9 protein-coding genes and 2 pseudogenes are annotated in these 13,269 nt (G+C 68.9%); 6 read left to right on the forward strand and 5 right to left on the reverse strand.

What is annotated here, in order from left to right; all coding sequences use genetic code 11:
• Positions 1-193: 193 nt before the first annotated feature.
• A pseudogene (locus ACIF6L_RS31905) lies at positions 194-491 on the reverse strand (transposase); the annotation flags it as partial.
• Positions 492-1,244: 753 nt separating this feature from the next.
• On the opposite strand from ACIF6L_RS31905, the gene ACIF6L_RS31910 reads away from it, so the two are divergent.
• The 5 genes from ACIF6L_RS31910 to ACIF6L_RS31930 all read left to right on the forward strand — a co-directional run bounded on the left by ACIF6L_RS31910 (position 1,245) and on the right by ACIF6L_RS31930 (position 9,325).
• Positions 1,245-3,161 (forward strand): trypsin-like serine protease, encoded by a 1,917-nt coding sequence (locus tag ACIF6L_RS31910; RefSeq protein WP_396490953.1) that lies wholly within the window; start codon positions 1,245-1,247, stop codon positions 3,159-3,161.
• 177 nt (positions 3,162-3,338) lie between these two features.
• Positions 3,339-3,680, forward strand: a complete 342-nt coding sequence (locus ACIF6L_RS31915; RefSeq protein ID WP_396490954.1) for a trypsin-like serine protease — start codon at positions 3,339-3,341, stop codon at positions 3,678-3,680.
• A 222-nt stretch (positions 3,681-3,902) separates the two neighbouring features.
• Positions 3,903-8,390: a polymorphic toxin-type HINT domain-containing protein gene (locus ACIF6L_RS31920; protein ID WP_396490977.1), complete on the forward strand. Its 4,488-nt coding sequence runs from the start codon at positions 3,903-3,905 to the stop codon at positions 8,388-8,390.
• A 67-nt stretch (positions 8,391-8,457) separates the two neighbouring features.
• Positions 8,458-8,754, forward strand: coding sequence for a hypothetical protein (locus ACIF6L_RS31925; protein ID WP_396490955.1), 297 nt, complete (start codon positions 8,458-8,460; stop codon positions 8,752-8,754).
• A gap of 436 nt (positions 8,755-9,190) precedes the next feature.
• Positions 9,191-9,325, forward strand: a complete 135-nt coding sequence (locus ACIF6L_RS31930) for a hypothetical protein (RefSeq protein WP_396490956.1) — start codon at positions 9,191-9,193, stop codon at positions 9,323-9,325.
• Positions 9,326-9,431: 106 nt separating this feature from the next.
• Here the strand turns inward: ACIF6L_RS31930 and tpg are convergent, their stop codons facing one another.
• The gene (gene tpg, locus ACIF6L_RS31935; protein ID WP_396490957.1) at positions 9,432-9,986 is read right to left on the reverse strand and encodes a telomere-protecting terminal protein Tpg; all 555 of its coding nucleotides are present in this window, start codon (positions 9,984-9,986) and stop codon (positions 9,432-9,434) included.
• Between the two features lie 9 nt (positions 9,987-9,995).
• A pseudogene (locus ACIF6L_RS31940) lies at positions 9,996-10,946 on the reverse strand (hypothetical protein); the annotation flags it as partial.
• 238 nt (positions 10,947-11,184) lie between these two features.
• On the opposite strand from ACIF6L_RS31940, the gene ACIF6L_RS31945 reads away from it, so the two are divergent.
• A complete protein-coding gene (locus ACIF6L_RS31945; RefSeq protein ID WP_396490958.1) occupies positions 11,185-11,592 on the forward strand; it encodes a hypothetical protein in 408 nt (135 codons plus the stop codon).
• Between the two features lie 257 nt (positions 11,593-11,849).
• Here the strand turns inward: ACIF6L_RS31945 and ACIF6L_RS31950 are convergent, their stop codons facing one another.
• Positions 11,850-12,641 carry a hypothetical protein gene (locus ACIF6L_RS31950; RefSeq protein WP_396490959.1) on the reverse strand — a complete coding sequence of 264 codons (792 nt, stop codon included), beginning with the start codon at positions 12,639-12,641 and terminating at the stop codon, positions 11,850-11,852.
• 42 nt (positions 12,642-12,683) lie between these two features.
• Positions 12,684-13,238 (reverse strand): SigE family RNA polymerase sigma factor, encoded by a 555-nt coding sequence (locus ACIF6L_RS31955; protein ID WP_396490960.1) that lies wholly within the window; start codon positions 13,236-13,238, stop codon positions 12,684-12,686.
• Positions 13,239-13,269 lie beyond the last annotated feature (31 nt).

Below are 13,269 nucleotides of genomic sequence, written 5' to 3' on the forward strand. Positions count from 1 at the left end.
ACTCCCATGCGCCCTGCCCGCGTCCAGCAGCTGCTCCTCGACGCCGCGGCCGCACTGCCCGGCGCAGCCGCGAAGACCTTCACCGACGCCGGCCACACCCGCCACTCCTTCGGCGTCGTCATCGACACCGGCGGTCGCACGTCGAAGTGGCAGGTGCTCCCGCGCGCACCGCCGCGGCGCTGCCGTGGCGCCCCCCGACGTCGGTCAGCACTGTCTTGGCCCGGACACCGTTGCGGCTGTTGCCGCTGCCGGCCCCGGTCCTTGTCGTGCTTCTCGTAGCCGAGGTGGTCGGTGATCTCGCCTTCCGAGGCTGACTCCAGCACACGCTTCGTCAGCTGCTGCAGCAGCCCGCCCTCACCGGTCAGCTGGAGCCCCCTCGCGCGGGCCCGGTCGACCAGTTGCCCGATCAACTGCTCATCCAGCACGTCCGCCGACGACTCACTCGACCGGACCTCTTCAACAGCCTCGACCGAGACGATCACGTCGCTCATCAGGTGCTCTTCCTTGATCGGGAGATACACCGGTCACCGTACAGACCCACTCCGGCGCGTCTGCGGCATTATCACCGATGTTTCCAGCCAGAAAGATCACGAACTCGCAACGTGGCGGGACATCCAAGCCGAGTTGCCCTCACTTCAGGGAGTGCCACCGATCTCGGAAAAGGGGCTTCGTGCTGTCTCCGCCAGAGCTGATGCGTCGTCATGCGGGGCCCGTCCGCTTGCCCCGGTCCTGCGAACGCCACGGGTTGGAACGGACGGAGGCCCGCGACTGGCGAACCATCGGTGCTGGTTTCATCATCCGCGTTTCGGCGCCTGGCCTCATCCTGGCGGAGCCGACGGTCAGCCGCAGGAGAAATAACCTATTCCAAGGAATCCCCGACACGTCCGATGCGCTTATCTCCTACCTGTCCGCGAGCCGGGAGTTCCGTCGCTGTGCGCAAGAGATTTCAAGGGGGCATACCGAGCCGATATTCACTGAAATGCCCGATGCGTGCCTTTGAGGACAGCGGCCGGTCCGACCTGCCGAAACTGGCACACTCGCCGCCAGAGGCCTTGATTCCACGGATCGGAAGAGCTTTGACGCTTGTGATCCAAACCGGATAGCGTCAGCCCGGCGATTCACATGCGGTGGGGGGCACCCAGGCCTCCCAGGCATGCCATTTTCTGGGAGTTCTTGTGCGTATGGTCCATAGAACGGCATGGCCGCTTTCCGCCGTTCTGGCGATACCCTTGATGGCCGGTTCGATGCCAGCCTCGGCCGCTGAGGCTACGGCGCCGCCGACAGCGGAGAGCTTCTCCTATCCAGGAGCCGCGCAGATCCTCGCGCAGCAGCACGTCACGCTGAAGTCGGGGGACGGGAACATCCAGCTGGCCGACTGCGCCTCGACGGAGAACCTGGTTGAGGTGTTCAGCCGCACCCTGGACCTCGGTCCCGTCAAGGTCTGCTTCCGCGTCACGGGGCTTGGCGGCTACCTGGCGCTGGAACTCCCGAAGGTCTACAACATCAAGGGCGACGACCACGCGGTCAAGGCCACCCTGAACACCGGCGGCTCGGTCAGCAGCATGGAGCTCCGCAACAACTTCTACGCCCCAGTCGGCGAGGGCACCTCCTCCGAGGGAACCACCCTGCTCGAACTGACCGCCACCGGCGGACCAGCCGTACCGGCCGACACCACCGACACCCCGGCCCTCGGAAGGGTTGTCATCGGTCAGCCCGGCCATATCGGAGGGCGGGCATGTACCGCCACCCTGGTCGACCGCTACTGGGCCCTCACCTCGGCCAGTTGCTTCACCGACACCCCGGCCTCTCTTGGCGCCGGCGCGCCCGCGACCAAGGGCGCCGTGTCGATCGGCGGCAAGACGGTCGACATCGCGGAGCTCGTCCCCCGCACCGACCGCGACCTCGTCATGGCCCGCCTGGCCGCCCCGGTCGACGACATCACCCCGGCGAAGCTCGCCACCACACCCCCCGTGGCGGGGGAAGACCTGCGCGTGCCCGGCTTCGGCCGCACCGCCACCCAGTGGCGGCCGTCCGCCTCTCATACCGTCACTCACACCGTCGGCGCGGTCACCGCCACCGGCGTCGACACCACACCCGCCGCCGGGTCCTCCGCCATCTGCCAGGGCGACACCGGCGCTCCCCTGCTCCGCAACGCCAACGGCATCACCCAAATCGCCGCCATCGCCGCTCGCTCCTGGCAGGGCGGCTGCCTCGGCACCCTCGCCACCGAAACCCGCACCGGCGCCTCCAGCACCCGCACCGACGACCTCAGCGCGTGGGTAGCGGACCTGCGGTTCCGCTCGGCGGACGTTCAGGCAGGTACCCACGTGCAGGTCATCGGGGCCAACGACACGCTATGGGACACGGTCGTGGGCCCCAGGCCGGGCGGAAGTTGGTCTCCGGTCACCAGCGGTACGCTGGCCGCTGTCGACACCGTCGCCATCGGCGACACCCTCCACATCTTCGTCGTGGGCTCCGACGGCCATGTGTACACCCGTGACGGAAAGGTCGGCGGCACCTGGACGCCGTGGGGTGAGGTCCCCGGCGGCGCGGCGGGAGTCAGCGGCATCACCGCCACCGCCCGCGGCACCATGGTCAGCCTGCAGATCATCGGCTCCGACGGCTCCCTCTACAGCACCGGCGTCGACTACGCCGCCGGCTACTGGAGGCCCTCGTGGGATCGTGTCGACACCAACAACCTGAAGGCCGTCACCAGCGCCACCACCGCCAACGGTGCCGTCCACGTCTTCGCCGTCAACGAGGACCGCCGGGTCTATACCCGCGACAACAACCTCGACGGCAGCTGGACCGCGTGGGGTGAGGTCCCCGGCAACGCCGTCGGCGTCGAGGACATCACCGCCAGTGCCCGCGGCAACATCGTCGATCTGCAGATCATCGGTTCCGAGGGTTCCCTGTACACCACCAACGGGAACTTCGACGCCGGCCACTGGGACCCCGCCTGGAGCAAGGTCAGCGACAACAAGCTGAGGGCCATCACCAGCAGCGCCGAGAACAACGTCGTCCATGTCATCGCCATTAACGAGGACTACAAGGTCTACCAGCGCGACGCGGACTACAACGCCGGCCGCTGGACCGAGTGGAGCGAGGTCCCCGGCGGCGCCGTCGGTGTCAAGGCCCTCACCGCCGCCACCACCGGCTGACCTGACCCACATTCCTCGCGGTTTCCGGGGGCCCAGACCAACACGGGTCTGGGCCCCCGCAAACCAGCATCCGCATCCGGCTTCAGGGAACCGCATCATGTCTCGCACCACCTCAGCCCGCACCTGGCGTGCGGTCTGCTCACCGCGGCCATCGCCGTCGGCGCCCTTACCGTCGGCGTGAGCACGCCGGCCGGCGCCGTCGCGGCGGACCCGGCAGCCGACGGCTCCTACGCCTTCACTGCCAAGATCGCGATCGGTGACACTTTCCGGTCCTGCACCGGCGCGCTGGTAGACCGCAACTGGATCATCACCGCGGCGTCCTGCTTCGCCGACGACCCCGCCCAACCGCAGAACCTCGCCGCCGGCGTCCGATGGTGGCGCACCACCGCCACCATCGGACGCACCGACCTCACCACCGGCGCCGGCCAGCAGGCCGACATCGTCGAACTGGTCCCCCGTCAGGACCGCGACCTCGTCATGGCCCGCCTCGCCACCCCCGTAGACGGCATCGTCCAGTAACGGGCGAACCACACCCCACCGACGAACAGGCACTGCCGATCTCCGATCCGCGGACGGGCGCCTCACTCAGTCGCCGGACGGTGGCGGCGGTGTGCACGACGTCACCAAGCCCGGCCCTGCCGACGGCAGGGCCGGTGGGCGCCGCGACCACCGGGACCAGAACGATTCACAGCCACTGGCCAGGGAGCCGGTGGCCGATACGAAGGAAGATCCGGATCTTTGATGATGATTACTGAGAACAGTCGACCAGGCCGACGGCGAGCTGCCGTCGGCCTGATCGCCGGCAGCCTGTTGATAGGGCTGCTGACGACTCCGGCCGCGGCGGCCGATGCCCCGCCGGCGGCGACAGGTCCGGTCGCCGACCGGGTGAAGGCGATAGCGGCGTGGCAGGCCGGCGGACCGGCCGTGCGCCGCGCCGCGGAGACCGCGCTGGCGGGCTCCGACGCTGACGTCACGGCGTTCGTCACCACCGGCAGGGCCGTCGCCGCAGAATACGACCTGCGGGCACGCATCGAGGAACTGATAGCGGTCTCCGGCCCAGGCGTCCGCGACGCCGCGAGCGCCGCCCTCGCAGGCCCTGCCTCCGGTCTGCAGACCTTCCTCGACAAGGGGATCCAGAACCCCTACGAGCACGACCAGCGGGTGTTGCTGTCACAGATCATGTCGACCGGCAGCCCAGCGGTGCAGGACGCCGCGAACAAAGCGATGGCCGGCACGCTGGAGGACGTCAACCAGTTCCTGAACGTCGGCCAGTTCAACGCCAGGGAGCACGACGACCGCGTCAAGCTCTCCCAACTGATGAACGTGGGCGGCCCCCAGGTCCAGCAGGCCGCCAACGCCGCGATGGGCGGCGGCGCCGAGGACGTCCAGGACTTCCTGCGCTACGGCTACCAGACCGCCGCGGCCCACGACCAGGAAACCCTGACGATCGCGCAGCTGGCAGACCTGACGAAGAACGCCGCCGACCAGGCCGGCGAGCAGGCCCGGGTCGCCAAGGACGCATCCGCAAAGGCGCTCCAGGCGACCGCGCTGGCCAAGCAGGCGGCGGAGCGCGCGAAGGAGGAGACCCGGGCTTCCCAGGCCGACGCCGCGAAGGCGTCCGACGCGGCAGGCCGGGCGGCGGACGCCGCCGTGAGGGCGGCCAACTCCGTCCAGGCCGCGACGACCGCGGCCAAGGCGGCGAACGAGGCCGCGCGGCAGGCGGCGAACGCCACCGCCGACGCGGCTGCAGCCGCCATGAAGGCGGGCAAGGCCGCCACCCAGGCCCGGGCCGCTGCCGCCGGCGCCGCCGGCGACGCCCGCATGGCCGACCAGGCGCGGGCCGCGGCCGTCGCCGCCCGTAACGCCGCAGCCGACGCCCGCACCGCAGGCGAGGCCATCGGCTGGGCCGAACGGGCCTCGACCCAGGCCAAGTCAGCGGCAAAGGACGCCGAGTCCGCAGGCACCAACGCCGCCGCCGCCGCACAGGCCTCCGCCGACGCGGCCACCGCCTCGGGCGTGTCCGGAGACGCCGCAGACCGGGCCAGGAACGCGGCCGCCCGAGCCAGGAACGCCGCCGCGGAAGCCAGCCGCGCGGCAAAGGCCACCACCAAGATCGCCGACGACGCCGCCACGGCCGCCCGTGCGGCGCAGCAGGCCGCGAACTCCTCCGCCGCACATGCCGACGCGGCGGCAGCGGCAGCGGAAGAGGCGGCCGCGCACGCCGGCGACTCCGCGTCAGCCGCCGCGACCGCTCAGGCCGCGGCGACCAGCGCCGACGCGGCCGCGGTGACCGCCGAGAGCGCGGCGAAGCAGGCCCACGACATCGCGGCCATCGCCCGCGCCTCCGACCAGGAGCGCCTGGACGCGCAGCAGGCCGCCGAGGTGGCCATCGCCCAGCAGGCCTACCACGACGAGGACCTGAAGAACCGAAGGGCGGCCTGGGAGGCCGGGAAGACCACCCAGCTCGCCACCGACACCGAACAGCTCATCTCCGAGGCCACTGCCGCCGGAACCAACCAGAAGACCGCAGTCACCAAGGGCCGCCAGGCAGCCGTCCGCCTGCTGGACGCCGGCGGCCCCTGGACACAGGCAGCGGCACAGACGGCGCTCGAGGGCTCGGACGGTGCGGTCCTCGCCTTCCTCAGCTCCGACCTCGCGACCGCCCGGGAGAACGACGACCGCAGCAGCGTCATCGGCATCGCCGAAGGCTCCACGAACCTCGAGCACAAGCTCGCGGCCGAGACCGCCTCGGTCGGCACCTCCACGCAGGTCCGTGAATTCCTGACCACCGGCGCCTACAACGGCCAGGAACACGACGACCGGGTCCTGCTCTCACAGATCATGACAGTCGGCGGCCCCGGAGTGCAGGAGGCCGCCAACACCGCCATGAGCGGCACCCACGCCGACGTCCGCGCGTTCCTGACCAAGGGCCAGTACATCGCGCGCGAGCACGACAACCGGGTCCTGATCTCCCAGGCCATGACCACCGGCGGCCCCGAGGTCCAGGCCGCCGCCCAAGCCGCCATGGCGGGCCCCACCTCCGGTCTCGAACCGTTCCTCCAGACCGGCCTACCCCTGGCCCGCCAACGCGACGCCTTCACCGCAGCCCACGTCTCCACCATCAACTCCTACCTCGCCGCCATCGACGGCAACGTCGCCGTCGCCCGCGAATACGCGGCCCAGGCCGCCCAGTCCTACGCCACCGCCCGCGGCGCCGCCGACGAAGCCGCCGGCTACGCCAACCAGGCCCAGGCCTCCGCCGCACAGGCAGCCGACTGGGCGACCAAGGCCGCCAACGCCGCCACACAGGCCAAAACCTCCGCCGACCAGGCGGCCGCCCACGCCAAGCAGGCCCGCACCGCCGCGGCGGCAGCCCAGGCATCCGCCCGCACCGCCGGCGTCTCCGCGAGCGCCGCGGCCGGCTACGCCCGGCAGGCCAGGACATACGCCTCCGACGCCAAAACCGCCTCCGACGAAGCTCAAGCCTCGGCAGTCGCCGCTGGCAAGAGCCGGGACGAAGCCTTCACCGCCGCCCGCGAGGCCGCACAGCTGATCATGGCCAAGCAGCAAGCCGACACGACCGACGGCAAACTGCAGCACGAAACTGCCACCATCGACGAAAACGGCCGCGTCACCTACGTCCAGGTCATCCCTGGGCCGGACGTGAAATACGAGAACGTCCGCGACACGATGGCCACGTGCGTCGTCAGCGACCCCCACGCGCAGACGTCAAACGGCTTCCCCATCGCCCTCCCCAAGTCCAAGGCCTGGCACACCAACACCGCAGGCGACTCCGTCTGCTCCATCAACGTCACGGTCAAGATCACCGGCACCCGCGACTACTTCCTCAAAACCTGCCCCGAACCGAACCTTTCCATCGCCGCCTGCAACGGCAAGTACAGCGTCTGGGACACCCTCCTCCTCCGCAGCGAGCCGATCAACTCCCAGTACGACACCACCGTCGACATCACAGAGTTCGACTACCGCACGAAGTACTCACCACAAGGCGCCGCCAGCCGGCTCGCTGTGGATGCCGCCACTGGCGACTTCGTCAAGTGCTGGAACAACCCCGGCCTCAACGGCCCCTGCGCCTGGGCCGCCACCACCGTCATCCCCTACGGCACCCTCGCCAAGGGCGCCAAAAGCATCGTCGCCTTCCGCTACGCCCTTGAAACCGGCGTCGAACTCGAGCAAGCCAAACTCGCCCTCCAGGCCTCGCTGGAGGGATACAGCGACGCAGTCGTTGGCACGTTTCTCGCCAGCGTCGAGGTCGTTACCGCGTTCCGCCTCTCCCTCAAGGACGGTGTAGGAACAGAAGCGGCGATCGCTTCCCTGCGCAACAGCCTTTCCCATAACCCTGCCGTGCTCCAGGCCCTCGAGGCTGAGGCCAGGTACGCGGACGATGTCCGTAGGGTTTGCAAGGTCTACACCAACAGCTTCCCTGCCGGGACCGGTGTGCTCATGGCTGACGGTACACAGCGTCCGATCGAGCGGATCCGTACCGGTGAGATGGTGACAGCGACGGATCCGGTGAATGGCATTACCGGACCGCAACGGGTCGAGGCCACCATTTACACACCCGATGACCGTGAATTCACCAGCCTCACGATCGCGGCGCCGAATGGTCCGCCAGAGACGATCACATCCACCAGCCACCACTCTTACTGGTCGGAGAGCAGCCACACCTGGCGCGACGCCGTCAATCTGGCCGTCGGCGACCTCCTTCGCACCTCCGATGGGCGAACCGCCCCGATCATCTCAACCCGGCACTGGTCATCATTCCAGCCTGCGTACAACCTCACTATCAGCAACCTCCACACGTACTACGTCTTCGCCGGATCCACACCGGTACTGGTCCACAACGACGGCAGCACGGAAGCCCCGAAGGTCTTCCCCAACCTAGACCCGAGGGACAAGGACGGCTGGACCAAGATCATCACTCCCGGCACGGCCGGGTCGCGCACGGGGAACTATCAGTATGTGGTTCTGACCGACGGAACCCTGATGATCGGCAAGGGTGACGGCCATATCGCGCTCACCAAGGGCGGAGATGTACTAGCCGCCGGCGAGGTTCGGTTCAAGAGTGGGAGGATGACCGAGGTTAACAACAAGTCCGGCCACTACAAGCCATACGGAGCCAATGCCGAGGCTGCAGCCGTCGAGGCCTTCAACAGAGCCGGACTTCCTGCGACAGGGAAATACATTGAGTACAAGTTCCCCGAATGCTGATAGCGGGGCCCGCACAGTCTTCGATAAGATCGACTTTCTATTGAAGGTCCAGAGGATCGCTGACGGGGTGGACCAGGTGGAACCACTCCTGGAGGACCTGGTCGACCAGATCAGAGAACGAGAAAACTGCAGGCAGGAAATATCCGAGCGGATCTTCGCCCTTCTGCAGGAGATCGACACCTGGAGCCTGGAGGTTCTGCAGTACTGCATGCATGATCTTCGATGGAATGAGGTGCTCTATGAAGCAGAGAATCTCATCAGGCAAGAGAAGGACCTGTGGCGGCATCGCCTCTACGAACGCCTCATCGAGTCATTTGACGACTCCTGGCCGGAGCGGGAATTCTTTCGCCGCTACTCGGGCTGACGGGGCGAACGCCAACATGTACATCCGTGACAAAGAAGGAAAGTCAGCACCTGCATTAGCAGCCTGACCGACCGACGAGCCCTGCCGATTCCCATTCGGCAGGGCTCGTCGTCGTTTCGGCATACGACTGCATACATGCAGTGTCAACGGCCTTGGAGTTCTCCCGTCAACGGGGGCCACCACGTTGGTCGCGGGACTGGCTCGCGCCCTGCTGCACCTGATCCATCTGACCTGACCCGTCCGGTTGGACAACGCCCTGGGCGTAGGTGCTGTTTCGCAGGCTGCCGCCGCCATGCTGTCCCAGCACCAGCTCTGGCCTCGCCGGTACTGGCCGACGCCCTCCGTACTGCGGCAGCGCTGGTGCCGCAGTACGACTTTTTCCTCATCCTTCGCTCCGGCCCTGGAGGCGATGTCTCGGATCGACATCGCCTCCGCCATGCCTACCTACTCACTCGCACCGGTCATTGCTGTAACCGCTTCCGGCTGGCCGCACGCAGACAGCGCGGACGCGATGGAGGGGGAGTCGAACGGCGACGAGGTCAGCTCGGACGACATCCAGGACGGGGAGTGAGCGGGCATCGAGGTACCAGCAGGGCAGAAGGGTGTGGGCTCGTTCCCGGCAGCTCCAATGCCGGGAACGAGCCCACATGGTTCACGCTATTTTCCTCATCGGGTACTCAATACTGGACGTCGATGGCCTGGATTCCGGTGAATTCGACTTCCAGTCCCCGGGCGCGTCCGCCGTCCTTGAAATACACTTCCTGGAATCCCTCTGCCATGATCTCGCGCATCTTTTGGTCGCTGGCACCCTCGTCCTGGGCGGCGAAGAGGCGCTCGGCCCACTGCGGGGGGAGGTGGACGGTCAGGTGCCGCAGCCGGGCCTCGTCGGTGGTGCCGATGGGGGCGGTGTAGCCGAAGTACGCCCATGCCTCCACCGTGATGCCGCCGGTGCTGGCGGCCTTTTTGCGGGCCTGGCGGCGGATGCCGGGCTGCCACACCTTCTGCAGTTCGCGGTGCAGGGCCTCGCGCCGTGCGGCGCGGGGGTGCTTGCGCTCGCCCTTGAGGTAGCGGCGCACGGTGTTCGGGTCGATGCCCAGGCGCTCGGCGACGGCTTTCTTGTCGCCCTTGGCGGCGCGCACGAGGGCCTGCATCTGGGCCTGTGCGGACTTCGGCGGGGCCTGGGTGAAGTGCTCGGGCGCGGCCCGGTCGATGGCGTCGGTGATCTCCTCCACGGTCTGCTCCTACTTCCCGTCGACGGCGTTGGCGTCGTAGCCCTTGATGTGGCGGGCCGGGTTGATGGGCTGGTCGCGCTCCAGCCAGTCGACGACGGTCAGCATGGTCTGGACGCCCTCGACCTTCGCCAGGCCGGGGGTGGCGCCGAGGCGGAACGTGCCGGGCAGCACCCGGCCGGCGCCGGTGAGCGGCAGGAAGTCCAGCGGGCTGGGGCCGGGGCTGGCGTAGACGACGCAGTCGTTGTTCACCCCGAGCGGGTAACGGCCGTTGGCTTTCGCCACATTGGCCATCTTGCGGTGCATGTTCACCCGGGCCTTGGCGATGACCGCCGCCCGGATGTCCGGGCGCCGGGTCGGCCGCTCCAGCGCGGACCACGGCTCGCCGGACTTGTAGGTGACGCCCTGCGGGCGCTCGCGCAGCTTGCCGAGCCCGAACTTCACCGTCGACTTCACCGCGGAGAGCACCATGGCGATCTGGTGGTGACGCCACGCGGCCGCGTGCAGCTGGTCGTCGCTCATCTGCGCCAGGTGCCCCAAGCCCTCGGCGGCCAGCGCGGTGCGCAGCGCCGCGAGGTCGGTGCCCGCGCTCTTGAGGAGGCGGTGGGCGGTCATGGCGGCGAGGAAGGCGCGTTCGTCGGTGTCCTTGTCGACGGGGATGCCGGCCTCGGCCATGGTGGTGACGTAGGCCTCGCGGAGCCGGTCGTGCCAGGGGTCGAGGTAGGCGCCGGCGCTCTCGCGCAGGTACGCCTCGATCGGCTGGACGTCGGGGCCGAGTTCGAGGGCGTAGGCGACGGTCGGGGTGGTGTACCAGGCGGGTCCCGTCGGGGGCTGGCCGGTCGGGGTGAACGGGGAGGGCAGGCGCGGGTCGGTCGGGATGTGCGGCAGGTCCACGAACCAGGAGCCCGGCACCTTCTTGTCGAAGGCCGGCTGGCGTACCTGGACCGGGCCGGACAGGCCGACGCTCAGGCGGGCGGCGGCGGCGAGGTAGGCGGTGTTGATGTCGATGCCCACCGCGAACGGCTGCACCATCTCCGCCTCGGAGAGCGTCTGGACCGGGCGGATCCACTGGTACGACTCCTCGTCCAGGAAACCACCGGTCCAGCCCTGAGCGGCCGGGTGCTCGAGCGGCACCTCCTGCGGCGCCGCCTCGTAGACGTCGGCCAGCGCCCCCGGGTTCGGCCCCGACACCCACCCGTCCGTGGCCTCGTCACGCACCGCCCGGGTCGGCGGGCGCAGCGCGGTCATCAGTTCCAGGCCGGAGGAGGACCAGCGGGACCTGCTGACGGCGATCGGCATCGAGGAGGACCAGGAGTTGGTGACCGCGAAGGCCGCCGCCGAGGCGAAGCCGAAGGTGTCCCGCGGCGACAGGTTCGCCCAGGGCGTCGCCGCGCTCGCCCAGTTCGTCGAGCGGGAGCGTCATCCCCGGGTGCCCCGGCTTCACCGTGAACCGTTGGAGACCGTGGAGGCTGGCCCCGGCGGCGAGGACCAGGTCGTGGTGCACCAGGTGGCGCTGGGTTCATTCTTGAACAACGCCAAGGCGAGGCGGGCGAAGCTCAGCCCCGGTCAGCTCGCGCAGCTCGCCGAGCACGGCGTGGAGTGGGCGTAACGGGTGACGTACAGGGTTCCCGGGATACCCCCGCGAACCCCCGTGAACCAACGAAGTTGGCAGGTCAGGGCTGGTCGGGCCTCCCTCGTAGACGAAGGCCCGACCGAGAACAGCAGCCTTCAAGCCTCAATGATGAGGCGCTTCGAAAACGGCCAACAGCAGGACCGGGCCGGCGGCGACCAGGCACAGGCTGCGGGCAGGACGTCGGCCAGGACCAGAGCCGAGGGCTGGGGGGGGAAGGGCCTCGTGGTCGGCTACTACTTGCCGTTGTGCTTCTGCCAGACGGGGTCGGTCACGATGGCTGTGATCTGGTCGAGGGTGAGCGGCGGGGTGGGGCGGCTGGGCTTGGCCTTGACTGTGCTCTTGTGGATCGCGGCGTTGAACGCCTGCACGACGACCCTGGTGCCGTCAGGGCGCAGTATGTCCGCCGACCAGCGGACCAGGTCGCTGCCGGTGCTCGGGGGAGGCTGGTGGGTCACCAGTTTGCTGCCGTCGGGCATGGTGGTGGAGATGTCGTAGCGGGGGTCGGGCGCGCCTGCGGGCTGTTTGGCGACGTAGATCTGGACCTCGGCCTTCCCGTGGCCGTCATCGAGGTTGAAGCTGACGTAGCCCTTCTCCGCAGTCGCGTCGGCCACGGTGAGCCCGCGGGGCAGCAGAGCGGCGGCGACGGTCAGGATCTCGTCGCCTCCGGGTTGGGCTTCCGGACTGGGTGGGCGCAGGTCGGCGTTCGCCTGCGGGGGCTGCGCACTGGTGCTCTGTGACGTGGGAGGGGGTGTGGTGACGCTTGGAAGGGCGGCCGTGTTGACGGTGTCGCCCGACGGGGCGGGAGTGCTGTGGCCGACGGCGAACACCCCGCCCACGCCGATCGCCACGAGCGCGGTGACGCTGCCCGCGAGAGTGGCCATCCGGCGGCGGCGCAGCGAATGTCCTCGCGCAGTGACCTCATCGAGTCGCGGTCCGGTCGTCGGGTGGAAGCTCTGGCCGAGCGCCGAGAAGGCGTCGCCGATACCGCTCTCGAAGCGTGGGTCCGACTGGTCTTCGTCTGCCATGGGTATGGGCCTTTCAATCCGTCCGTGAATGGTGAGGGCGCGTCAGCGGGTGACGAGATCGTCGAGGTGGTCGCCGAGCTGGGCACGCAGTCTGCGCAGCGCGCGGTGGCTCTGCGTCCGTACGGATCCTGAGCTGGAGCGGAGGATGTCGGCGGCCTCCTCGATGCTGCGGTCCTCCCAGTAGCGGAGCACCAGCACCGCCCGGTCCCGGTCGGACAGCCGGGCCAGGGCGTTGAGGAGCATGAGTCGCAGATCGCTGTCGCCCACGGAGCCGGCGGGTAGGTCGGGGAGTTCGCCGACCGGCCGCTCGGTACTGCTGCCGCGGCGGCGGTGGGTGAGGAACTGGCGGACCAGGACGCTGTGCGCGTAGGCGGCCGGATTGTCGATGCGCCTGCTGGTGGTGATCCCCGGCAGCCAGGTCGTACGGCGCCATATCGCATGCATCCGTGCCAAGGTCTCCTGCACCAGGTCCTCGGCGAGATGGGTGTCGCCGCCGGTCAGCAGGCAGGCCGAGCGGTACAGCTGATCAAAGCGCCCGAGGGCGAAGTCCCGGAAGTCGGCGTCCTCACCCTGGCGGGCGGCACTTCTGCGGCTCATCGTCATCCCTTGGTCCGACACCATGACAGGT

Source organism: Kitasatospora sp. NPDC086009, from assembly GCF_044540385.1.
Classification (GTDB): domain Bacteria; phylum Actinomycetota; class Actinomycetes; order Streptomycetales; family Streptomycetaceae; genus Kitasatospora.

What these genes read in the sequence shown, in the direction of transcription:
- ACIF6L_RS31920 (WP_396490977.1), top strand. Translation starts at nt 3,903, where the DNA reads ATGATGATTACTGAGAACAGTCGACCAGGCCGACGGCGAGCTGCCGTC.
- ACIF6L_RS31955 (WP_396490960.1), bottom strand. Translation starts at nt 13,238, where the DNA reads ATGAGCCGCAGAAGTGCCGCCCGCCAGGGTGAGGACGCCGACTTCCGG.
- ACIF6L_RS31950 (WP_396490959.1), bottom strand. Translation starts at nt 12,641, where the DNA reads ATGGCAGACGAAGACCAGTCGGACCCACGCTTCGAGAGCGGTATCGGC.
- ACIF6L_RS31930 (WP_396490956.1), top strand. Translation starts at nt 9,191, where the DNA reads ATGCCTACCTACTCACTCGCACCGGTCATTGCTGTAACCGCTTCCGGC.
- ACIF6L_RS31910 (WP_396490953.1), top strand. Translation starts at nt 1,245, where the DNA reads ATGCCAGCCTCGGCCGCTGAGGCTACGGCGCCGCCGACAGCGGAGAGC.